Source organism: Bacillus cereus group sp. MYBKT111-2, from assembly GCF_051915205.1.
Lineage (GTDB): Bacteria > Bacillota > Bacilli > Bacillales > Bacillaceae_G > Bacillus_A > Bacillus_A paranthracis.
The window spans coordinates 221,146-243,858 of record NZ_JBQAEG010000002.1 but is presented as its reverse complement, the minus strand read 5'-3'; the positions used below and the strand labels follow the sequence as shown (position 1 = coordinate 243,858).

Sequence of the window (22,713 nt, the reverse complement as noted above, 5' to 3'; positions counted from 1 at the left end):
TCAATTCTTATTCACTCCGTTTTATTCAGCTTTTCCCCTCTTTCCATCCCCTTAACTAGATAATGAAATAAATGTATATTTATATATTCCGCAAACGCACTTCCATTTACCTTCCTATTGATGTAAAATTATTCCTATGTTTTACTTTTTAACACAGAAAGGAATTATTATGAAATCTATAATGAAAGTAACTTGTACAGCATTATTATTTGTAGGACTTATGGCAGGATGTAATGGGAATACTACACAAAAACAAGAAAAGAGCGCTATTGAAAAGAATGCAATGCACTATGGGGAAATAGTTAAAAACGAATACTATAGAGCAACTGTTGAAAATGCTAAATTCGAAAAAATAGACAAAGAGTGGCGTCTCACAGCTCGCGTTACTATAAATAATGCTCGTGTTGACGGACAAACGATAGATCTTTCAGAAATAAAATATTTCATAAAAGATGAAAAAACGGGTAAAAAATACAAAGGTGGAGTTATACAAAATGAAAATGCTAAAAAGGTTCCATCTGAGTTTTCTTTAACTACCGACATTGTATTTAATATGAAAGATTCTCCAAAAGATTTAAATAATATGTATTTATACATAGATAGCAAAGCTGCGCCATTAACAGATACATATTGGAAGCTGGATCATTTAGTATCTAAATAAAAAACAGTCATATAAGACTGTTTTTTATTTATAGAGTTATAAAGTTTACTAGTTATCTATTTCCAGCAATACATTTTTTGCACAAATCATCACTTCTTCAAATGGACAATCAAATAAAACCCCTAGTTCAAAACCATCTTCAGCAAAATCTATTTCATGACATAACCACCAAGCACCTTCAAAATTTTCCGGGATAGAACATTTCGTTACTCCTATAAAAGTTGCTTGTAGTTTATCAAATTCACTGAAAGTACCACTGCAATCTAAAGTTATAATTAGCGTAGCTTCTGATTTTTTCTCCACTGATTGGACTACACTGTCATGTAGTGAGTATTCATGTAGTTGAACGATATTCTGCGCGAGCTGTTCTTTTATAGAATTATAATTATCTATATAGGCTTGCTCTAAATCATTCATTCTTTTCTCATAATCTTTTGTCCACTCAAGCATAAGTCTCTTTAATTTTTCCGTTGGGTATTCTGAATTAATTGTATTGTCATGAATGTATGGATGCAGTGATTTAGGGAGGAACTTTAATAAATCTTCTTTCTTTTCTTCCACGTCTTCTCTTAAACTTTGCTTATAATCCATTCCTACCTTTTCGCTCTCTCGCAACATCTCTTCCCATTCTTCTACTGTTTCTGGGAAATTTAAAAAACCAGATACTTGCATTTCTTTATACCAATCTTTATTAAAATACTTCAAAAACTTTCCCCCTAAAATATTTTAAGATCCAACAAAAGCAATACATCTATTTATTATATCATTCCAATAACTATTTTTTCTAAAGAAAAAATGAAAAACTGTAAATATTCCGCCTTTTATTTCTAAAACTTCACAATATTTACAATATTAGATAATTAGAATGCATTTTACTAGTACAAAGATTCACATGTACAAAAATCTAAACAAAAATGGATGGTTATATGTTGAAGAAATTAGTAGCGGGATTTGCATTAACTGGAGGACTAGGAATAGCAAGTGCTGAAGAAAAAGGTAACACAATTAAGTCTTTTGATTATTTAAAAGTGGATGAACAGAATGTTAATTCTCTTACAAAATTAAGTGATCAAGATAAGAAAGACATCCAAATTACTATGGTATTACCAGAGCAAAATGAAAATGGAGATTGGCTAGCTTACGGTTCTACTAGTAGAGAAACATTAGATGCTTATATTGAAAAGGATAAAAAAGTACTTAAAAATAAAATTAATCCTTTAGGTAGCGGCGCTGGTAGTACTGATTTTTATGAACATATAAATAAAGGTGGACAATACATTTACTGGAGCAGTGGCTTTAAAAACTTACCATCTAGCTGGAACGATAGAATTTCTTCTGTAAGTACGGCGTCACCTTCTGCAAGTTATTCAACGACACTTTGGGAGCATACTTCTACACAAGGATTAGGAAAAGGTGTTATATTTAAACACGCTGATTGGTATGGTAAAACTGCTAATTTATCTGCTGAATGGAACGATAAAACTTCAGCTATTGAAATTAAATAGTAATAAGATATTTAATTTCTTCTATAAAAATTCAAACCACTATTCTCTCTTTCATTTAGAGAATAGTGGTTTATCATATTTCTATTTAAGCATGTACAGCATGTCCTACCGCTTGCAATAGCGCTTCATGAATCGCTTCAGATAAAGTTGGGTGTGCCGCAATATAATCTCTCATAATATCAGCGGTAACTTCTGTATGAATCATTACAGTTCCTTGTCCAATCAGTTCAGTTGCATGTGGACCAATAATAGAAATCCCTACAATTTCTTGATATTTTGGTTCCACAATAACTTTTACTTTACCCGTTTGTTCGCCAATAATAAGCGCTTTTCCGTTTGCTGTAAAAGGAAATTCTCCAATTTGTATGTCACCGTACTGCTCTCTTGCATCTTTTTCTGTTAAACCGACACTAGCAATTTCTGGAGCTGTATAAATACAGCGAGGTACAGCATGGTAGTTTACTTTTACACCTTCTCCACTCGCGTGTAATGCTGCCGTAGTTCCTTCATGGAAGGCAACGTGAGCAAGCTGGATTCCACCAATCACATCTCCTGCTGCGTAAATATGTGATACATTGGTTTGCATATGTTCATTCACAGAAATTCCTTTATTTGAATATTGAATGCCTGCTTTTTCTAAATCTAATTGTTGTACACGTGGTTTTCTGCCGACAGAAACGAGAACAAATTCTGGATTAACTTCTTGGATACTGTCTTCATATTCAAATAAAGCCTGCTTCTTATAATTATTTAATCCTTTTAAAGCTGCTCCTGTAAATATTTCTACGCCATCATTTTCTAGTTTTCCTCTTAAAATGTATGCAATATCTTCATCTTCACCTGGTAATAATTGCGGTGCCATTTCAACAATCGTAACTTTTGTTCCAAGACGACTATAAATACTTGCAAACTCGCATCCTATTACACCACCGCCAACGATTAATAATGATTTTGGTATATGATCTATGGACATTGCATGGTTACTATTTAAAATCCACTTTCCGTCAAATAAAGCAAAGGGTAATGCAGTCGGTTCTGAACCTGTCGCTATAATGAACTGTTCTCCATCTACTACAACTTCTTTATCGCCGTATATAACTCGCACACGATGATCCGTTTCAAATTTCGCTTTACCTTGTATAACTTTTATTTTATTTTTCTTCATTAAATATTGAATTCCTTGGACGAGCTGCGTTACGATTTGTGATTTCCTCGCCTGCATTTGCTTCCAATCAATTGATATACTTCCATTGTTAAGTGTAACTCCATAATGATTCGCTTTTCTCACAATATCATGCACTTCTGCACTTTCTAACAATGATTTTGTAGGCATGCACCCAACATTTAAACAAGTCCCGCCAAGATCAGCTTCATCAATAAGAGTGACATCTTTTCCATTTTGAGCCGCGGTAATTGCCGCTACATAGCCAGCAGGTCCGCCACCAATAACGACTAGTTTACTCATTCTCTCACCTTCTCTTTATAAAAGAATTGTTACAGGTTCTTCTAAATAACGTTTAATTGTGCGTAAAAATGCAGCTGCTGGTGCGCCATCTAATACACGATGATCGAATGTTAAACTTAAAGGTAACATACTGCCTTTTTTTATTTTCTTTCCTTTATATACTGGAACATGTTCAATTGCACCTACACCTAAAATACCAGTTTCCGGCGTATTTAATACTGGCGTAAAATATTCGATTCCAAAGCTACCTAAATTACTAATTGTAAAGGTTGTACCTTGCATATCATCACTACTTAAACTACCTTCTCTTGCTTTTTGTGCAACGTTTTTAATTTGTTTAGATAACTCTACTAAAGATAAATTATTAGCAAAGCGAATAGCTGGAACGACTAATCCTTTTTCTAATGCGACTGCCATGCCTAAATGAACATGTTCAAATTGATGAATTGTATCATCCATATAAGCACTGTTCATTTCTTTATGCTCTCCAAGCGCTAATACAACAGCACGAGAAACGAAATCCGTAATAGTTAGTTTGTTATCGTATCGTTTTTGTACAACTGCCGCTATTTCTTTATGTAAAGCAACTAAATCTGTAACATCTACTTTCATCGTTAATGTTAATTGCGCACTATTTTGTAAACTTGCATGCATACGGTTTGCGATTGCTTTCCGCATACCAGTAACAGGAATTACTTTACTTTCTTCTTGTTCAAGTACTTCTGGAATTGTTACTCTTTCTTCAATCGCTTTTAATACGTCTACTTTTATAATCCTTCCGCCAGGTCCTGTACCAACTAATGCTTTGATATCTAGATTTTCAGACTTTGCAATTTTCTTCGCTACAGGTGAAATTTTGATTCTTTTCTTCGCCACTTCTTTCGCATATGGTTCTGGATGTTGGACCTTTTTAGGCTCTAGATTAGGTGCTTTTTCTTCTACAACATTTATACTTTCATTGATTTCTACTTTTTCGTTCAGCTTACCGATATAGCAAATGACAGTGCCAGGTGGAACTCCCTCATCTTCACTTACAGCTATATCAAGAACAGTTCCATCCGCTGGTGCTTCTATTTCAGTTTCGATTTTTTCCGAATTAATACTAGCAATTAGTTCACCTTTTGATACATGATCGCCTGCTTTAATATTCCAGCTCGTAATAATACCTTCTTTCATCGCCATACCTAACTTCGGCATTACAACTTCTACAGCCATGCTTCTCTCTCCCTTCTCATCGTTTTATTACACATGTAATAAAGTTTGGTCTCCGATCATTTCTGATACAGTTTCAATTACTTTTTCCGGCGTTGGTAAATATAACTTTTCAAGTGGTGGCGAGAACGGAACTGGTGTATGTGGTGCTGTAATTCGTTTAATAGGTGCATCTAATAAATCAAATCCTTTATCCGCTACAATTGCCGCAATATCTGTTGCGATACTACATCTTGGGTTTGCTTCATCAATAACAATAAGGCGATTTGTTTTTTCAACTGATGCTAAAATCGTATCTTCATCCAGTGGTGATAAAGAACGTGGATCAATTACTTCTACTTCAAGTCCCTTTTTCGATAATTGCTTTGCAGCTGCAAGTGCTGTATGAACTTGTTTTCCGATTGCGACAATTGTGACATCAGAACCTTCTCGTTTAATATCTGCTTTCCCTAAAGGAATTGTATAGTACCCTTCTGGCACTTCACCTTTCATGTTGTAAAGTGTTTTATCTTCAAAGAAAATTACTGGGTCATCATCTTCAATTGCCGCTAACAATAAGCCTTTTGCGTCATACGGAGTGGAAGGAACGACAACTTTAATTCCTGGAATACTCGTAAATAACGCATATAAACTTTGTGAATGCTGTGCTGCTGCGCTAAAACCTGCACCATGCATCGTACGTACCGTAACTGGCACTTTGGCTTTACCACCGAACATATAGCGGAACTTTGCACCTTGGTTTAATACTTGATCAAGACAACTACCGATAAAATCATTAAACATTAATTCAGCAATCGGACGTAGTCCTGTTGCCGCAGCTGCCATTGCTGCTCCCATGTAACCCGCTTCTGAAATTGGTGTATCTAAAATACGATTTCGACCAAATTCTTGTACAAGGCCTTTCGTAACACCAAGAACACCGCCCCATGCTTCATCATCTTGCAAGTGATCAACTTGTGCACCACCTGCAACGTCTTCTCCTATTAAAATTACATTTTCATCACGACGCATTGAGATTTTCATCGCTTCATTAATTGCAGTTGACATACTTACTGTTCTAGTCATTATTTTTCACCCTCCTCTTATTTGTAAGAAACGTATACATCTTTTAATAACTCTTCATCCTCTGGATATGGACTATTTTCACTAAATTCAATTGATTTTTGAACCGCTTCATCTACTGCCTTTTCCATATCTACAAGCTCAGATTCAGTTAATAAAGCTTCATGAATTAAATGCTTACGGAAATTCACAATCGCATCTTTTTCATTTAAATGTTCTTCTTTTTCTTCTGAAGTTTTATACGTTTGTGCTTCACCTTCGAAATGACCGTAATTACGATATGTCATACATTCAATTATTGTTGGACCACCGCCATTACGCGCACGTTCTACTGCTTCTTCAGCAGCTTTATATACAGCTAGCAGATCTTTTCCATCCACTTGAACACCTGGAATGTTATAAGCTTTCGCACGATCCGCAATAGAATCACAACTTGAAGCATATTCAAATGTCGTTGCTTCACCGTAACCGTTATTTTCAGCGATAAAAATAACTGGTAACTTCCAAATCGCCGCTAAGTTAACCCCTTCATGAAACGTACCTTCATTATTTGCTCCATCACCGAAGAAACAAACACTTACATCTTTCGTTCCTTTATATTTAGCTGTTAATGCCGAGCCGCAGGCAAGCGGGAAACCACCGCCTACAATACCATTTGCACCAAGCATTCCTTTATCTAAATCAGCAATATGCATGGATCCGCCTTTACCTTTACATAATCCTGTCGCTTTCCCGAAAAGTTCAGCCATCATACCGTTTAAATCACAACCTTTTGCGATACAATGCCCATGGCCTCTATGCGTACTTGTAATACTGTCACTATCCGTTAAGTGAGCACATACACCAACTGCTACCGCTTCTTCCCCAGCGTATAAATGAACGAAACCTGGCAGAACGCCTTGCGCGAATAATTCATGCACCTTATCTTCAAACTTACGAATCTCTAACATTTTTTCGTACATCCAGCGAGCTTGTTCTTTCGTAATTCCATTCCCTTTACTTTCAGTTGTTTTTAACATGTTCAGCCCTCCTATTTTCTTGTTCATCTTTTATATTGCAAGTACCGTGCCAATTTCCAATCCTTGATTTAATAGGTTTTCTCTCTATGTTGAAAATAAAAAAGTGGACAAAATGAGACATTAGTCTCGTTTTGTCCACTTTTGTTCACCTAATTTGAAAATTATTATCTTATTCACCATCAAAACTCTTCTGTAATTTTCGGATGTAAATAATTTGACCGATATGATATGCATTATGAGTAGTTACATTGGCTAACACTTCCCACCACTTTGCAGAAACAGGAAATCCCACTACATCGCTTTCAACCTTTTCTTCATTTATGAGATTTTGCCATAGTAACAGTTTCTCTAGTAGTTTTTCTCGTAATTCATCGAAAGTTTGATTATTTGAAAGCATAAAACTTTTGTTATTATCTCCAATAGCGGGCACAGCATTCACATTCGATTCTTTATATCTAGTTTGCCACGTAGAATTCCAATACAATAAATGTTGTACAATTTCAGCTATACTATTACTCTCTTCATTCGGTTTCCAGAAAGCTTCTCTCTCAGATAGATCTTTCACTGCATCTGAAAACGGAATATACCAACTAGGATCGTTCGCATTCGCTAATAACTGATCTGCTAATACATCCTTCACATGGGCCATTATTCTTCCCTCATTTCATAAACGTATTCATACTCACTTCTCTATATACGCTGAGTCCGTATAATTTCCTCTTTTAAAAATCTCATAGAATATAGAATTAACGGGTAATGCTCTCAAAACGAATGTAAGAATAATAGATTTTCTTATCATAACTCGTTATGATAAAAGAAAAAGAAAGCTGGCAGAAAATGAACAAAAAAGTCGCAATTATTACAGGATCCTCAAGTGGATTTGGACTATTAACTACACTCGAACTCGCAAAAAAAGATTATTTAGTTATCGCTACAATGAGAAACCTTGAAAAACAAGCGAACTTACTATCTCAAGCTACTCAACTCAACTTGTTGCACAACATAACAGTTCAGCAATTAGATGTAACCGATCAAAACTCTATACATAACTTTCAATTCGTTTTAAAAGAAATAAACAAAGTGGACCTCCTTATTAATAATGCAGGATATGCAAATGGTGGCTTTGTAGAAGAAATTCCAGTAGAAGAATACCGTAAACAATTTGAAACGAATCTTTTTGGTGCTATTTCAATCACTCAGCTTGTTTTACCATATATGAGAGAACAAAAAAGCGGAAAAATCATTAATATAAGCAGCATTAGTGGTCAAGTCGGATTCCCTGGTCTATCTCCTTACGTTTCTTCCAAATATGCATTAGAAGGATGGAGTGAATCCCTTCGTTTAGAAGTGAAACCTTTTGGAATAGATGTTGCTTTAATAGAACCAGGTTCTTATAACACAAATATTTGGGAAGTTGGTAAACAACTAGCTACAAACCAATCTGATACATCTTCTCCTTACAAAGAATATATGGAAAAAATACAAAAACATATTAATAGCGGCAGTGATACATTTGGTAATCCGATAGATGTTGCTAATAAAATTGTAGAAATTGCTGAGTCTAAGCGTACGAATTTACGTTATCCAATCGGTAAAGGTGTAAAATTTATGATCTTTGCAAAGAAAATTCTTCCTTGGAGATTGTGGGAATATCTTGTTTTGAGAAGCTTTAAGAAAATGTAATTACCTTTATTGAAAAACATTTTGAAAGAGGTGCTAATTAAATGTTAGGTTTACCCTATGGTAAAGTGTTTTTAGTTCCGTGGACTGAGGAATGGGAATTTGAGTTTATGAAAGAGAAACAATTCATTGAGAAACAAATTGGCGAACATATTTTAGCCATACACCATATTGGCAGTACTGCTATTCCGCATTTAAGTGCAAAGCCAATTATTGATATTGCAATCGAACTAGAAGATTATAAAGACGGTTTAAAATGTATTCAAAAGTTAGAACTATTAAATTATAAATATAGAAAGGATGTATTACCCGAAAGATATTATTTTAATAAAGGTGAACCAAGAACTCATCAAATTCATATGTATGAACAAAGGAATAAACATTTAATAGAACAATTACAATTTCGAGATTACTTAATAGACAATAAGACTGCTCGTATACAGTATGAACAGTTGAAGATTCAACTTTCAAAAGCTAATCCTAATGATAAACATCAATATGCAGAGGATAAAACAAATTTCATTAAATCCGTATTAGCGAAATTAAATGTTTAAATTAAATAAGAAACCATTTAGCAATAAATGGTTTCTTATTTATTAGTTATATCATTATTTATAATCAAATTTTTAATTATACAGCAGGTGGAACGAAATAAAATAGTATCGAGAGCATCAATATAAAAAAAACCATTCCCGTTATCGAAAGTATATATTCTTTTGATTTTCTATCATATTTCCATTCCATCCATGCTCTTAAAGTCCATGATATCCCTAAATAAGTGAACATGACATAAGCCATTTTAGCGTTTTCAAATTTAAACATATAATAACAACTACTTATTACATAAATAATAATAAGACCTATTTCTAATTTTACATGTAAACTATTCACATGCTTATATCCAAAGAAGCCTCTTTTCTCCATATTTAATTTTCTTCTTAAAAACTGTTCTAAAAAGTAACCACCTATACCCAATCCAATAATAATAATTAAAATTGTAGAGGTATCCATTGTTATCCCTCCAATTACTTTATATATTTTTAGAAACAAAGTGGACTATATTATGGTTATTCTCTTCTAAATAACTTACAATTCCTTCAGGATATGTTGGCTTCTCCTTTAATTCCTCTATGCTCTTCCATATTAATATAATATTCTCATGTTCTTTATGCCTTATTTCATTTGTAACCATCTCTTGAACAGTTCCCCAATGTATCAATGTACAATGATGTCCTTTTTCGTTGTTCCACTCGAAAATATGCTCATTTACAACAGCTAGCTCTTGGACATTAATTTTCAAATCGTATTCTTCCATTAATTCTCGTATTATCGTTTCTTTTGCTGGTTCACCAAATTCAATAGAGCCTCCTGGAAAACGATAAAATGTTTCACTTAAATCACATTGTACTAGTACTTTAGAATGATCTTTATTTACAATCATTGCTTCAGCACGTAATTTAGGCATTTTCATTTTGTCTCCCCATTCATTCCATATATAATTAAATCCAATATCTATAAAAGAAAAGATTAAGCATAATTCCTGTTATTATTAATAACGGAACCGTTCCTAAAGAAATGACATATTCCCTCGATTCTTTATCAAATTTCCATTCCATATATGATTGAAAGCAGTATAAGGTTATTAAAAATAAAATGGGTAAATTACTAATATAAATAGGATTTAAAGTAGCACATATCAGCGTAACAATTATATAAGAAACGATAAGAGCCCTAGTGCCCCATTTATGAGCGTTGTTTACATATTTACTATTCCAGTCTGTTTGTTTCGGTATATTTAATTTTTTTCTCACTACTTTTTCCAAAACAACTAAGAATATGATCCATACTATTAATAAAATTCCTTTAACTAAAAACAGTGATGTCTCCTCCTTTACTTTTTATCTGGCTGATCACTCGGATAAGTAGCTTTTCTTTTATTATCAATGTCCCAACTAATAATCGTCGCACTATCTCTTCCTAATTGCTGGTGAACGTGTTCTAAAACATTATGGATATTTACTTTAAGTACGTTATTATTTCTATTCATATCACTATACAGATTTACAGGAGTTTCATACCGACGTTCCCCGCATTCTAATACTCCATCTGTCACCATTACAATTCGATTCTTTCCATTACGTAATTCACGAATGCCTGTTGAATAACAAGGAACAGGTAAATCAAATGTGTTTACATTTCCAATCCATTCGTAAAAATGACGTTGATTTAATGCATATTGTCCTAACTTATGTAACTCTTCATGAAATACATAAACTAAACAGTCTCCAATAGATAGCCACCATATATAATTTTCTTTTCTTACACATAGTAAGCAAGCTGTTTCACCTTTAATTCTTTGACACTTTTCCTTAAATGAAAAAGATTGAAAGATAGTAAGAATATGATTTTCAATAGATCGAAATACTATATCAATTGATTCATTCATCATTTCTTTTATATTTTTATATTCTTTTTGAATTGTATTTACTACTAAATCAACACTTTCTGCACTATTATGTCCATCTAATATAGCTGCAAATTCCCAATCACCATTTGACCAAACTAACGCACCATCTTCATTCTTTTTTGCTCCGGCACTTATATTTCCGCCGTATTTACCAATTACGATTTCACCATATTGCTTTATCGAAATTTCGTCTAAGCACATTTCTCTACTTCCAACCCATGAATATTGTCTATTATTTGTTATTTGCATATTCACTCACCATATACTTTCGTATTCTTTCGCATAGTTTTTTGATTTTTTCTGCGTCACCATAAGGCGCACCCATCCATTTCGCTACTTCAGTCGGTGACCAAAACTCTTTTGGTGTATTTGCATAACGCGGTATGATGTGCATATGCATATGTGGTACACCATTTCCTGAAACAAAAGTGTAAATATGTTCTGCACCTTCACTTTCTTTTAGTGCTTTACTTACTCTACTTGATATAAGTCCGAACCTTTTCGCTTCTTCATCTGTTAGTTCAGCAAGACCAGGTACATGTCTTTTTATATCTATCATTACATAACCAAGATACGTTTCTTCGCTATCCCAGTGGACATGTCCAACGTAAACGAGTTCATCTTCGTAAATAGCTCCACCTGGAACTGTAATATTTCCTTTATGTTTTTCACAAATGAAGCAATTTTGTTCTTCTTGATTATTTGTTGGCATATCCATCACCATCCTTTTTATATATAATATCATAAAAAAAGGAAAAATAGGATTTATATTCCGAAAATTCATTCTTTTAATACAACAATTTTGAATTGAATTTACACCTCATTTTTTCTTCAAAACCACAACTCCAATTACAATCCCAATCATAATTCCAATTACTAAATTATTTGTAAAATAACCTTGGACTACACCGATTACAACCCCTATACCGACGCCTATCGCCAAGGTATCATTGCTTTTTTTCTTTTTAGACAAAATAGCATCTCCTCTCATAATTTCTTCCAAAATAATATCTATTTACATGAAGTCACTGTCTCCTAATATATTCGCTATTCCACTTAATAATTTCCAAAAAATGTACTTTATTACTTATACTTTTCCACCACATAATCCTCTTCTTAAGAAGAGATTTTCAAGTCGCTATTAAACAAACATATCGTTATTCATCGAAGAATTAAATCAATGAAATAAAAAAACAAGTTTTTGCGTCAGCTGACGGTTCTGTTATCATTCGAATATAATCTATTCAAACAAAAAACACACTTTGTATAATAAAGTGTGTTTTCTTGTTATCTTCTTTTTTGGTGAAATCCTTGTGTAATACGATCTAATATAATCGCAATGACAACAATGGCTAGTCCCGCTTCAAATCCCATCCCGATATTAACTTGTGTCACAGAGCGGTATACATCAACTCCAAGACCTGGAGCTCCTACAAGCGATGCTGTTACTACCATTGATAAAGAGAGCATAATACTTTGGTTCACACCAGCCATGATCGTTCCAGTTGCGAGTGGTAATTGTACTTTAAATAATTTTTGTGATGCGGTAGAGCCAAACGCATTCGCTGCTTCTATTAAATCTTCTGGAACTTGTCTAATTCCTAAATCAGTAAAGCGAATTGTCGGTGGCATTGCAAAGATTACCGATGCAATAATCCCGGGTACTACACCTACTCCAAAAAATGTAATCGCGGGAATAAGATATACGAAAGCCGGCATTGTTTGCATAAAATCTAATGTCGGTTTTAAAAATTTTGAAAACCGTTCATTTTGCGAAGCTAAAATGCCAATTGGGATACCTACAATAATTGAAATAATAACAGATGTAAGTACAAGAGCTAATGTCTGCATCGTCTGTGCCCAGTAGTTAATATTCAAAATAAATAATAATCCGATGAGTGTAAAAATAACTAAAGATACTTTTCTCGTTGTGTACCAAATGAGGAAACAAAGGATGATAATCATCAATATAGCCGGTATTATTGTTAAAAAATTAGTGAGTAAATTAACGAATCCGCCGATAATATAAGAGAATCCTCGGAATAAGCCTTCAAAGTGCTCATATAAACTTGCAACAAATGAGTCGACCCATTCCCCTAACGGAATACGCGGTATACTATTCATCGTCTTTCACCTCTTCCTCAATATTACCTGCAAGAGCTTGAATGACACTTTCGCGTTTAATAATTCCTCTTAGCCTTTTCTTCTCATCAATTACTGGTAACGGATATTTCATCTCCGCCATTTTCGCATACGTTTCTTCCAGTAAAGTATCTAAATACACGTGCGGGATATCGGTAAGTAATAAATCAGCAATCGGCCATTGCTTTTGTACTGCTTTACTCGCATCATCTGCCGTTAATATTCCTAAAAACTCATATTTTTTGTTTACAACATATACGGTAGAAACGCCGGCATTTCTCATAATTTGAAGTGCTACACGTGGTCCACGGTCTATTAATAACGTCTCTGGTCGTTTTAATATAGATTCCGCCGTTATTACTTTTCCTAAATTCACATCCGCCACGAATTTCTCTACAAATTCATTCGCAGGACTCATCATAATTTCTTCTGGCGTTCCAATTTGGACAACTTCTCCATCTTTCATTAACGCAATTCGATCACCAATTCGAAGGGCTTCATCTAAATCATGCGTAATAAAAATAATTGTTTTTTCCATTTTATCTTGTAATTCTAACAGTTCATCTTGCATTTCTTTTCGAATCAGTGGATCTAATGCACTAAATGACTCATCCATAAGTAAAACATCCGGATCATTCGTAAGCGCTCTCGCAATGCCGACACGCTGTTGCATACCACCACTCAGTTGACCTGGATAATTATCTTTATGATGGTCTAATCCAACTAACTTCAAGGACTCTAACGCTTTTCTCTCTCGTTCCTCTACTGGAACTCCTTGTATTTCCAACCCATATGCAACATTTTGCAAAACGGTACGATGAGGGAATAGAGCGAATTTCTGAAATACCATGCTCATTTTCGTTCTTCTTACTCTCCGTAATTCTTCCTTTCCCATCGTCGCGATATCTTCACCATCTATGTATATATGGCCCGCTGTCGGTTTAATTAATTGATTTAACATACGAACTAACGTAGATTTCCCGCTACCTGACAAACCCATAATAACGAAAATTTCTCCAGAGTATACTTCAAACGTTGCTTTTTTCACACCAACGTTCATTCCTGTCTCTTTCAAAATTTCCGATTTGCTTTTTCCTTCTTTTAATAAGGAAAGGGCTCTTTGCGGATGTTTCCCGAATACTTTTGTTACGTTTTCAACACGCACCTTTGTATTATCCATGTCACTACTCCTTTTCTACCCATCTATTCACATAGTGTTGCGATTTTACAAAGAAATATTACATAAAAATAACATTTATAAGTTTTCTTTAAAATTCTTTTTTCCGTTCATAATAAGAATGCTTACTTATACATTTATTTAAAAAGCAAACGTTTCTTAGGAGGTTTTTAATGAGAAAGAAAATATGGCTCATATGCCTTGCATTATTTATTACTATGATTTTCTCTTCATGTAATGCAACAAATGCAAATTCGAAAGGAAAAATTAAACTAGGTGTAACAAGTTGGAAAGAAAACATTGCAACTGCAAATATGTGGAAGGTACTACTAGAACAAAAAGGCTACAAAGTTGAACTCATGTATTTAGAAAAAGCGGCAATTTGGACTGGTGTTGCTCGCGGTGATGTTGATGCTAATTTAGAAGTATGGCTACCCGTTACGGATAAACCACTAAATGATCGTTATAAAGATGATATTGTCTTAAAATCAAAATGGTATGAAGGAACCGGACTAGGTTTAGTTGTCCCTTCTTATGTGAAAAACATAAACAGCATTGAAGATCTAAATGCACATAAAGATGAACTAGATAATAAAATTGTCGGAATTGAACCTGGCAGCAGTCTTATGAATTTAACGAATAAAGCAATGAAGGAATATGATATAAAGCTAAAACTTGTCCAATCTTCTGAAGCTGCTTTGATGAGTGAACTAAAAAAAGCATATACGAAAAAGAAACCAATCGCTGTTACGCTTTGGAATCCACATTGGGGTTTTTCAGAATTTGACTTAAAATATTTAAAAGACCCTAAGAAAGTATATGGTGAAAAAGATGACATTTATTACTCCGTTCGTAAAGGTTTCGAAAAAGATCATCCGGATATCATAAAATACTTTGATAAATGGAAAATGAACGATGAACAGCTTGGTACATTAATGGTCGAGTTAAATAAAACGAAAGATCCCGAAGAAGCGGCGCGAAAATGGATTAAAAAGAATCAAGCGTTAGTTGATAAATGGATAAAAGATTAATAAAACAGGCTAGAGAATATACTTTACTCTCTAGCCTGCTTTCTGCTATTTTTTCGTAACAACATCATCTACAATCCCATATGCCTTCGCTTCTTCTGCAGTCATAAAATAATCTCTTTCTGTATCATGTGCTACTCTTTCAATCGGTTGCCCTGTTTTTTCTGCAATCATTTTATTAATATCATGTTTTAACTTTAAAATTCTTTTTGCTGTGATTTCAATTTCCGTTGCTTGCCCTTGTGCACCACCAAGCGGCTGATGAATCATAATTTCACTATTTGGGAGTGCAAACCGTTTTCCTTTTGCACCTGATAATAATAACAATGCACCAAATGATGCTGCAAAGCCCATGCATAGCGTTTGCACGTCTGGTTTGATTAAATTCATCGTATCCAATATGGCAAAACCTGCTGTCGTTGATCCGCCTGGGCTATTAATGTATAAAAATATATCTTTCTCTGCATCTTCTGCTTCTAAAAATAATAATTGAGCTACGACACTACTCGCTACTTGATCATTTATTTCTGAACCGATAATAACAATACGGTCTTTTAATAACCTTGAATATATATCATAGGAACGTTCTCCTAATTTCGTTTGTTCTACAACATATGGAATTGCATTCATTTTAAATCCCTCCAATAATTGTTATGCTGCTAAAAGCATACAACTGTAGGAAGAAGGTTGTTTCACATTAAATAATAAGACTGGCTGTTTAGATGGTAACTTAGTAAAATCTATTGTTGGAAGTAGTTTCGTTAATAATTCCGGTCTCTCTTCTCGAATAGACGTTACTACAACTTCCATATCATCTGTGAATTCAACTATCTCTATCCCTTCTTCGCTTACAGTTTTCAACCTATTTCTACTCCGAAACAAAGAAGCTTTTACTGCCCCTTCCGATACGGAACATACTTTAGCAATATCAGCGATACTATATTGAAAAACATCTTTTAATAATAAAATTGCGGATTGCTGTACAGTTAATGAAGATAACACTTTCCCTACCATTTCATGCAAATCTGCAATTTTTTCATGTGGTTCTTCAAAAGTAATTTGGTCTCTTATTTTTTCATGAACTGATTTTGACTTTATTTGATCTAACCAACGATTTCTAGCTATTTTATATACGAGCGTCATACAAATATCTTTATTACTATATTTTTGAAGTGCTTTACAAACTGTTTCTTGGGCAAGATCTTCGCCATCCCATTTATTTTTCGTTAAAAATGTACAGTATCTTTTCAACTCTCCGTATTGCTCAATTAAAAAAGTTATATTTGAATGATTCATATCGATATGATTTTTCAAAATATGAGTTACTTTTGTGCACAAAATAACCACTCCTTTTCAGCGCTTACTTAATTAACGATTCAACAAATAAAAAAGTTACGGGGCATATAAAAAAATTATGTTTATGTTCAATAATTCGCGGTCATAAATATGTTATGTACAATTTTACGTGAGGAGGAACAAATTTGCCAAAATTAACAATTGAAGGTGCGGGAACTTTTGATGTAAAAGAAGGAACAAAATTAGTATTAGCAATTGAAGATAACGGTGTAAACATACTCCATCGTTGCGGCGGAAAAGCACGTTGCACAACTTGTAGAGTAGAAATTATAGCCGGTGATTTTTGTGAAGCGAGTGCGAATGAAAAAAATGCGATGACAGAAAAAGGAATTGAAGATCATTTACGATTATCTTGTCAAATGCGTGTACATAAGGATATAGTAGTTCGTCCAGTACTTACAGTTGAAAGTTCAGGTCTTGATGCTGGACCACGTCCGGCGGAGTAAAGCGATGGATTTAAAACAGATAGCTGGTGAATATGCTGCAACCTTCGTAAAAGATGGTATGAAGATTGGTCTTGGTACAGGATCAACCGCATACTGGACGATACAAAAATTAGGTCAACGTGTAAAAGAGGGATTATCAATTCAAGCTGTCCCGACATCAAAGGAAACGGAAGCATTGGCACAGCAGCTAAATATTCCGTTGATTTCGTTAAACGACGTACAAAGTCTTGATCTTACAATTGATGGAGCTGATGAAATTGATTCTAATTTACAGCTTATTAAAGGAGGCGGTGGCGCATTACTTCGCGAAAAAATCGTTGCCTCTTCCTCTAAGGAACTACTTATCATTGCTGATGAATCGAAACTCGTAACGCATTTAGGTACTTTCCCATTACCTGTTGAAATTATACCTTTTTCATGGAAACAAACTGAAAGTAAAATTCAATCTTTAGGATGTCAAACAACGTTACGCTTAAAAAATAATGAAACGTTTATAACCGATAATAATAACATGATTATCGATTGTATATTCCCTAATCATATACCTACTCCTTCCGATTTACACAAAAGATTAAAAATGATTACTGGTGTAGTTGAAACCGGATTGTTTGTTAATATGACTAGTAAGGCGATTATTGGAACAAAAAACGGGATACAGGAATTATAATGAACGCTGACTCTTACAGTCAGCTTTTTTATATTTTCTCGTTATTACGTAACATTATGATATACTATGAAAACAAAAGCACATCACACTAGAAAGGATTGAACAATTTGCACTCCAAACTCATAACAGAACTTACAGATTTAGAAACTGCCTTTCATATTCGAAAAGAAGTATTTGTAAAAGAACAAAATGTCCCACTTGAAGATGAATTCGATATGTTTGATGAAATCGAGGAGAAATGTAAACATATTTTAGTTTATTATAATGAGCTTCCGGTTGGTACAGGTCGCATACGATTTGTTGATGGAACTGGAAAATTAGAACGTATTTGTATTTTAAAAGACTATCGTAAATACGGTTTAGGAAAAATAATTATTCAAGCGTTAGAAGAAATTGCTCGTGAAAAAGAATCTACAAAAGTAAAACTACACGGTCAAACACAGGCTGAAGGATTTTATAAAAAACTAGGTTATCAAACCTCTTCTGATGTATTTATGGAAGATGGCATTCCGCACGTTCTTATGACGAAAATACTATAACACTTGTTTATTTCTTAATTTATTATTCTCTACTTAAAAATAAAGAGCATCTACATTGAATAATATAGATGCTCTTTTCAACTATACCTTTATGTTTACTATTATCAATCATTTCGTTCTATAAATTTAAAAACCTCATCAACAGTTCCCTTATAGCCATCAGATTTTTGGAAAGACTTCTTCAAATGCAATGCAGCTTCTTTATATGATGGATTATTTAATACAAGTTCTACACTTTCACGTAGTTGTTCTACAGTTAATTCTTTCATAGATAACTTAATTCCAGCTCCTAGATTCTCCACTTGCTTTGCGATTACTGGCTGATCTGCACTTTGCGGAATTACAATGAGTGGAATCCCGTTATATAGCCCTTCATGTGTACTGTTCATTCCACCATGTGTAATAAACAACTTTGTATATGCAAGTAGTTTCATTTGTGGTACATAGTTTTTCACAATGAAGTTTTTAGGAATTTTACCTAAATCACTTATGTTCGTTTTATTACCAATAGACATCACAATAGTATGCTCGCTATTCTCGAACGCCTTCATACAAAGTTTATAAAAATCAAGCGCTTCATTAAAAACAGTGCCTAGCGAAATGTAAATCGGGCTTTTTTCTTCAATTGAAGTAAAATCAAAGTCTTCATTTTTTACTTGTGCAGGGATGGATGGACCTACAAATTTAAATGTTTCATTAAACATATCTCCAAAAGGCTGGAACTCTTTTATTGTATATACAATAGTAAGTGACGCTGGATTACAGAAAACTTCATATGGTGAGTTTATTTCAACACTATACTTTTCCGCAACCTCCTTAGTTAATCTTTCAAAATCATTATGTATCCTCTCCTGAACTTTCACTGGGATACTTTTAGACAAGTGATCTAACATTGGTTGAAATGATTTTTCATCTTGTGCAAAAGATGTACAGGAATTTATTGCCGGAAGCTTTAAAATTTGAGCAATTATACGGCCACAGCCAAACATCGAATCATGAATCATATAATCAAAATGTTCTCCTTCAATTTGTTCAAGAACACTTGGTATAATAACATCTGCTGTATGTAGAAGGCCATTTATTCTTTCCTGCAAATAATTTCGGCCACCGGAAAGAAATGCTTTTATAAACCTTTGGTCGTCAATTGTTCTTACAATAGCCCCTGTTTTTTCAATACGTTCTCTGAAAGCTTCTATTGAAAAATAAACTACCTCTTCCCCACGCGAAACTAATTCTTCTACAACTTGCAACGTAGGATTTATATGTCCTTCTGATCCAGCATTAATGAATAAAACACGTGCCACTTAAAACACTCCTTACTTTAAATCTTATCTATATTATTTTGCTCTTATAATTTTTCTAAATGGACTTAGCGAGCCTAAATCCAAGGTCATCTATGTAAATTACAACTAGTTTGTTTTTATCTTTGGATAAATTTGATGTATGATTCGTAATCGCATCATATAATTCCATCGTTACAACATACTTTGCAAGAAGAAACGAATTAACTTGGACTTTCCATTCTTTCTTTATTCGATCATCTCTTAATTCTACTTTTCCTGCTGGAATTTTCACCATATTAGAATCAACTAGCCTAATAAATCTATCCAATTCTATACCCCCAGGTTATTTCTTTTTATAATCTAACCATTTATAGCATTGTACTTCTCTAAAAATAGTCTTACTTCATTTGTAGATTTTAAAATAATAACATCTTTATCCTTACTCAATTGATTTAACTTCTTTAAAATTGTAGGTCGCTTCGTCTTAGGATATTCCCATATCCATTTAAAAAATTGCAAATCAAATCTTTCTTCACATCCCGCGCCCATATCCGGTCTTGTTTTATTCCGATATTGTACAACTCTTTTAAAAGCACGATAGACACATATTGTTCTATGAATATCAAGAAAAATAATTGTATCAGCTGCGTTCATTCTTATATCCATTGTCCCACCATAATTCCCATCAATAATCCACTCATCTTCTTTCACTAATTCATTCTGAACCGTTCTTTGCTCTTCTTTCGGTACTCCTTCCCAATTCGGTTTCCAAAATAGTGCATCAAGATGATGTACTTTAATATTTAGTTTATTTCCTAGCTGTTTTGCTAATGTAGACTTCCCTGAACCACCAGAACCTATTAATATTATTTTTTTCATATTTGTACACTACTTTCTATTAATTCTTCAATAGTTTCTTTATTAGCAAAAATCCAGAAAAACATCTCTTCATTTAACTTTAATAAATCTGTTAACTGAACAAAATAAGTAATAAAGATAACTTGAATCGAAAGCATGACATACCAAATAGACTGTAGTTCTTCTTTCATTAAAATGTTTTGCTTATTATATCCTTCAAAGATTTTGCTGATGATATGTTGCCACTTTCTTCTTAATTCTTCATCGCTATATAACTCACTCAAAATACTCGTACAACAATAGCATAAATCAAATACTCTAACATTCCTTTCTAAAAGCTCAAAATCTATAAACCCTTGAAATTCATTATCCTTAAAGATAACATTTGATAAGTGCATATCCCGATGAATGATTTGTTTTCGTAATGGATGGACCTTTTCCTTAAAATCTGTATGTATTTGATTCATTTTTCGAATTACATCCTGATGAACATTCTCATTCTTTTCTAGAATGGGTAAAGCCCAACTGTATACTACTTTGTATAAATCTCTTTTTACAAAGTAGTTTTCATTATCCATTGAACTAAGTGCTTGATGCAAACGCGCTATCACTTCTCCAATTGTACTTCCTAGCTCTTTCAGATTTTCTGTATCTTTTATTTCAAGTACACTTCCAGCAATATATTTGTACAAACAATAATACTTCTCTTTATAAAATACATACTTTTTACCATTACTCGTTTTCACTAATTTTTGTACTTTAACCCCTTTTTCCTCAAGCTGTTCTAATACATGTATTTCAACTAATAGTTGTTTTATCGATCCCTTTTCCTTCAAAATATAGGATTTATTATTACAATGAATCTTTGTTACGTTTGCTTTTATTTCAGTAGCTGTGACATCTTTATCTTCAAACCAAAAATTCACAATTTCTAATATATCCTCCATAATAAATACCTCCATTTAAAATCGCTTATTCGTCCTTAATATAAACTCAAAAAGAAATCCTACCCCAACACCAATTGTATAAGCAACTAAATCACTCCACAAAAATCCATAACCTAATACGAGTCCACCTAAAGTCGTTGCGCGAATACTATCTATCCATTCAGCATGATACAATTGGCTCACTTCAATCCCGTAGCAAAACATTAAACTAACAAAAGCCAATTTCTTCATTTCTATTTTAGGAAATAAAAATCCAAATCCAATGAAAATCATTAACGCCCATAAAGCATCACCTAAATAATCATTTAATAGAGCCGGCAGCGCAAAAGCAAACTTTCTTGAACTAAGCCCTAAAATAATAACAAGGATTGTAAACATTGCGTATAGTAATCTATTTCGTTTCATATTCATTTCAAAACTCCTAATTCATCATTTATAACTGCAAAATAGCTAGTAAAATATAATCATTTTACTAGCTATTTATTAACTGCTTTAACAATAAGAAAATGTGGATTTGTATTTAAATAGTAATAAGATTTTTCATTTACTTCTTTCATCTTTTCAACTGGCCTTGGTTCGACCATTTTTTCTAACATAAAATAATTTGTTGTTTCATTAATAATATCTTGAAGTGACCTTCTAAAAAATTCAACTTCAATTGTAATATTAGGTTTAATCCAAGTATCTACTAATAATTGTTTTTCAAAATAATTTTCACAAGTAAACTTTGTAAAATCCATAAAAGGATGATGAATAGAGTATATAAATTCTCCACCTGGCTTCAATACTCGACGAAATTCCTGAAATACTTGATTCCAATTTTCTAAATAATGAAGGGTTAAGGAACTTACAATTACATCAAAAGTATGATCTTCAAACGGTAATACTTCTTGCAAGTCATGACAAAGAAACGTTGCTTTATCCCCCATACTATCCTTTGCAGCTTTTACCATTTCATAACTTACGTCAATTGCAGTAACATTTGCTCCTCTTTCTACAAATTGAGAAGTATACCATCCAGCTGCACATCCGGCATCTAGTATACTCTTCCCTTCTAATTTCTTTGGAACCATCTCCATCATCGCTGGTCTTTCATAATAGCTGTTATATGGATTTGCCACATCTAGATTTTCTTTATATGTACTCGCTAATTTATCATATGTATCTTTGATCGTGTCTTTCAATACATCCACCCCTTA

At 33.5% G+C, this 22,713-nt stretch carries 29 protein-coding genes and 1 pseudogene; 8 read left to right on the top strand and 22 right to left on the bottom strand.

The genetic code is table 11. The features are described 5' to 3' along the window. Nucleotides 1–169: 169 nt before the first annotated feature. The gene (locus ACTFNE_RS06490) at nt 170–661 is read left to right on the top strand and encodes a hypothetical protein (protein ID WP_270704855.1); all 492 of its coding nucleotides are present in this window, start codon (nt 170–172) and stop codon (nt 659–661) included. Nucleotides 662–709: 48 nt separating this feature from the next. Here the strand turns inward: ACTFNE_RS06490 and ACTFNE_RS06485 are convergent, their stop codons facing one another. Then, the gene (locus ACTFNE_RS06485) at nt 710–1,366 is read right to left on the bottom strand and encodes a DUF4085 family protein (RefSeq protein ID WP_270704856.1); all 657 of its coding nucleotides are present in this window, start codon (nt 1,364–1,366) and stop codon (nt 710–712) included. 209 nt (nt 1,367–1,575) lie between these two features. On the opposite strand from ACTFNE_RS06485, the gene ACTFNE_RS06480 reads away from it, so the two are divergent. Then, on the top strand, nt 1,576–2,166 hold the full coding sequence (locus tag ACTFNE_RS06480) for a hypothetical protein (RefSeq protein ID WP_439997967.1): 591 nt from the start codon (nt 1,576–1,578) through the stop codon (nt 2,164–2,166). 85 nt (nt 2,167–2,251) lie between these two features. On the opposite strand, the gene lpdA is transcribed toward ACTFNE_RS06480, so the two are convergent. The 5 genes from lpdA to ACTFNE_RS06455 form a co-directional block, all read right to left on the bottom strand. Further along, complete coding sequence (gene lpdA, locus ACTFNE_RS06475) at nt 2,252–3,631, bottom strand: dihydrolipoyl dehydrogenase (protein ID WP_270704858.1); 1,380 nt, start codon at nt 3,629–3,631, stop codon at nt 2,252–2,254. A gap of 15 nt (nt 3,632–3,646) precedes the next feature. Then, complete coding sequence (locus ACTFNE_RS06470; protein ID WP_000257749.1) at nt 3,647–4,846, bottom strand: dihydrolipoamide acetyltransferase family protein; 1,200 nt, start codon at nt 4,844–4,846, stop codon at nt 3,647–3,649. A 27-nt stretch (nt 4,847–4,873) separates the two neighbouring features. Then, the gene (gene acoB, locus ACTFNE_RS06465; RefSeq protein WP_074564254.1) at nt 4,874–5,908 is read right to left on the bottom strand and encodes an acetoin:2,6-dichlorophenolindophenol oxidoreductase subunit beta; all 1,035 of its coding nucleotides are present in this window, start codon (nt 5,906–5,908) and stop codon (nt 4,874–4,876) included. A gap of 17 nt (nt 5,909–5,925) precedes the next feature. After that, a complete protein-coding gene (acoA, locus tag ACTFNE_RS06460) occupies nt 5,926–6,924 on the bottom strand; it encodes an acetoin:2,6-dichlorophenolindophenol oxidoreductase subunit alpha (RefSeq protein WP_000921306.1) in 999 nt (332 codons plus the stop codon). A gap of 169 nt (nt 6,925–7,093) precedes the next feature. Next, nucleotides 7,094–7,573 (bottom strand): DinB family protein, encoded by a 480-nt coding sequence (locus ACTFNE_RS06455; protein ID WP_046199090.1) that lies wholly within the window; start codon nt 7,571–7,573, stop codon nt 7,094–7,096. A gap of 188 nt (nt 7,574–7,761) precedes the next feature. On the opposite strand from ACTFNE_RS06455, the gene ACTFNE_RS06450 reads away from it, so the two are divergent. Both ACTFNE_RS06450 and ACTFNE_RS06445 read left to right on the top strand, forming a co-directional pair. Beyond that, entirely contained in the window at nt 7,762–8,607 is an 846-nt protein-coding gene (locus ACTFNE_RS06450; RefSeq protein ID WP_046199089.1) for an oxidoreductase, read from the top strand. 41 nt (nt 8,608–8,648) lie between these two features. Beyond that, the gene (locus ACTFNE_RS06445; protein ID WP_000901197.1) at nt 8,649–9,158 is read left to right on the top strand and encodes a GrpB family protein; all 510 of its coding nucleotides are present in this window, start codon (nt 8,649–8,651) and stop codon (nt 9,156–9,158) included. A 76-nt stretch (nt 9,159–9,234) separates the two neighbouring features. On the opposite strand, the gene ACTFNE_RS06440 is transcribed toward ACTFNE_RS06445, so the two are convergent. The 8 genes from ACTFNE_RS06440 to ACTFNE_RS06405 form a co-directional block, all read right to left on the bottom strand. Beyond that, the gene (locus ACTFNE_RS06440) at nt 9,235–9,615 is read right to left on the bottom strand and encodes a DUF4181 domain-containing protein (protein ID WP_046199088.1); all 381 of its coding nucleotides are present in this window, start codon (nt 9,613–9,615) and stop codon (nt 9,235–9,237) included. Nucleotides 9,616–9,634: 19 nt separating this feature from the next. Continuing rightward, nucleotides 9,635–10,075, bottom strand: coding sequence for an NUDIX domain-containing protein (locus ACTFNE_RS06435; protein WP_046199087.1), 441 nt, complete (start codon nt 10,073–10,075; stop codon nt 9,635–9,637). Nucleotides 10,076–10,103: 28 nt separating this feature from the next. Beyond that, nucleotides 10,104–10,427, bottom strand: coding sequence for a DUF4181 domain-containing protein (locus tag ACTFNE_RS06430; RefSeq protein ID WP_002197847.1), 324 nt, complete (start codon nt 10,425–10,427; stop codon nt 10,104–10,106). A gap of 68 nt (nt 10,428–10,495) precedes the next feature. After that, nucleotides 10,496–11,320, bottom strand: coding sequence for a PP2C family serine/threonine-protein phosphatase (locus tag ACTFNE_RS06425; protein ID WP_270704860.1), 825 nt, complete (start codon nt 11,318–11,320; stop codon nt 10,496–10,498). Continuing rightward, on the bottom strand, nt 11,304–11,789 hold the full coding sequence (locus tag ACTFNE_RS06420) for an HIT family protein (RefSeq protein ID WP_046199085.1): 486 nt from the start codon (nt 11,787–11,789) through the stop codon (nt 11,304–11,306). Before ACTFNE_RS06420 ends, ACTFNE_RS06425 begins: the two co-directional genes overlap by 17 nt. Nucleotides 11,790–11,891: 102 nt before the next feature. Next, the gene (locus tag ACTFNE_RS06415; protein WP_046199170.1) at nt 11,892–12,062 is read right to left on the bottom strand and encodes a hypothetical protein; all 171 of its coding nucleotides are present in this window, start codon (nt 12,060–12,062) and stop codon (nt 11,892–11,894) included. Nucleotides 12,063–12,358: 296 nt separating this feature from the next. Then, nucleotides 12,359–13,195 carry an ABC transporter permease gene (locus ACTFNE_RS06410; protein ID WP_046199084.1) on the bottom strand — a complete coding sequence of 279 codons (837 nt, stop codon included), beginning with the start codon at nt 13,193–13,195 and terminating at the stop codon, nt 12,359–12,361. Continuing rightward, nucleotides 13,188–14,393: a quaternary amine ABC transporter ATP-binding protein gene (locus ACTFNE_RS06405; RefSeq protein ID WP_046199083.1), complete on the bottom strand. Its 1,206-nt coding sequence runs from the start codon at nt 14,391–14,393 to the stop codon at nt 13,188–13,190. The genes ACTFNE_RS06410 and ACTFNE_RS06405 overlap by 8 nt, the downstream gene beginning before the upstream one ends. A 170-nt stretch (nt 14,394–14,563) precedes the next feature. Between ACTFNE_RS06405 and ACTFNE_RS06400 the strand changes: the two genes are divergently transcribed. Continuing rightward, a complete protein-coding gene (locus ACTFNE_RS06400; protein WP_046199082.1) occupies nt 14,564–15,421 on the top strand; it encodes a glycine betaine ABC transporter substrate-binding protein in 858 nt (285 codons plus the stop codon). A 45-nt stretch (nt 15,422–15,466) separates the two neighbouring features. Here ACTFNE_RS06400 and clpP read toward each other — a convergent pair whose 3' ends face one another. Together clpP and ACTFNE_RS06390 are read right to left on the bottom strand one after the other, a co-directional pair. Then, nucleotides 15,467–16,048, bottom strand: a complete 582-nt coding sequence (gene clpP, locus ACTFNE_RS06395; RefSeq protein ID WP_000991625.1) for an ATP-dependent Clp endopeptidase proteolytic subunit ClpP — start codon at nt 16,046–16,048, stop codon at nt 15,467–15,469. 21 nt (nt 16,049–16,069) lie between these two features. Further along, nucleotides 16,070–16,756, bottom strand: a complete 687-nt coding sequence (locus ACTFNE_RS06390) for an RNA polymerase subunit sigma-70 (RefSeq protein ID WP_046199081.1) — start codon at nt 16,754–16,756, stop codon at nt 16,070–16,072. Nucleotides 16,757–16,899: 143 nt separating this feature from the next. Between ACTFNE_RS06390 and ACTFNE_RS06385 the strand changes: the two genes are divergently transcribed. From ACTFNE_RS06385 to ACTFNE_RS06375, 3 genes are all read left to right on the top strand, one after another. Then, a complete protein-coding gene (locus ACTFNE_RS06385) occupies nt 16,900–17,220 on the top strand; it encodes a 2Fe-2S iron-sulfur cluster-binding protein (RefSeq protein ID WP_001125380.1) in 321 nt (106 codons plus the stop codon). Between the two features lie 4 nt (nt 17,221–17,224). Further along, nucleotides 17,225–17,887, top strand: coding sequence for a ribose 5-phosphate isomerase A (gene rpiA, locus ACTFNE_RS06380; RefSeq protein WP_046199080.1), 663 nt, complete (start codon nt 17,225–17,227; stop codon nt 17,885–17,887). Between the two features lie 107 nt (nt 17,888–17,994). Then, entirely contained in the window at nt 17,995–18,426 is a 432-nt protein-coding gene (locus ACTFNE_RS06375; RefSeq protein WP_046199079.1) for a GNAT family N-acetyltransferase, read from the top strand. A gap of 104 nt (nt 18,427–18,530) precedes the next feature. Here the strand turns inward: ACTFNE_RS06375 and ACTFNE_RS06370 are convergent, their stop codons facing one another. The 6 genes and pseudogenes from ACTFNE_RS06370 to ACTFNE_RS06345 form a co-directional block, all read right to left on the bottom strand. Next, nucleotides 18,531–19,730 (bottom strand): macrolide family glycosyltransferase, encoded by a 1,200-nt coding sequence (locus tag ACTFNE_RS06370; protein ID WP_046199078.1) that lies wholly within the window; start codon nt 19,728–19,730, stop codon nt 18,531–18,533. A 100-nt stretch (nt 19,731–19,830) separates the two neighbouring features. Next, nucleotides 19,831–20,037, bottom strand: a pseudogene (locus tag ACTFNE_RS06365) (formylglycine-generating enzyme family protein); the annotation flags it as partial. A 32-nt stretch (nt 20,038–20,069) separates the two neighbouring features. Further along, the gene (locus ACTFNE_RS06360) at nt 20,070–20,588 is read right to left on the bottom strand and encodes a DNA topology modulation protein (protein WP_046199076.1); all 519 of its coding nucleotides are present in this window, start codon (nt 20,586–20,588) and stop codon (nt 20,070–20,072) included. Next, nucleotides 20,585–21,514 (bottom strand): phosphotransferase enzyme family protein, encoded by a 930-nt coding sequence (locus ACTFNE_RS06355; RefSeq protein WP_270704863.1) that lies wholly within the window; start codon nt 21,512–21,514, stop codon nt 20,585–20,587. The genes ACTFNE_RS06360 and ACTFNE_RS06355 overlap by 4 nt, the downstream gene beginning before the upstream one ends. Nucleotides 21,515–21,529: 15 nt before the next feature. Continuing rightward, on the bottom strand, nt 21,530–21,925 hold the full coding sequence (locus ACTFNE_RS06350; protein ID WP_046199074.1) for a DUF2809 domain-containing protein: 396 nt from the start codon (nt 21,923–21,925) through the stop codon (nt 21,530–21,532). A 65-nt stretch (nt 21,926–21,990) separates the two neighbouring features. Next, a complete protein-coding gene (locus ACTFNE_RS06345; protein ID WP_046199073.1) occupies nt 21,991–22,698 on the bottom strand; it encodes a class I SAM-dependent methyltransferase in 708 nt (235 codons plus the stop codon). Nucleotides 22,699–22,713: the final 15 nt, after the last annotated feature.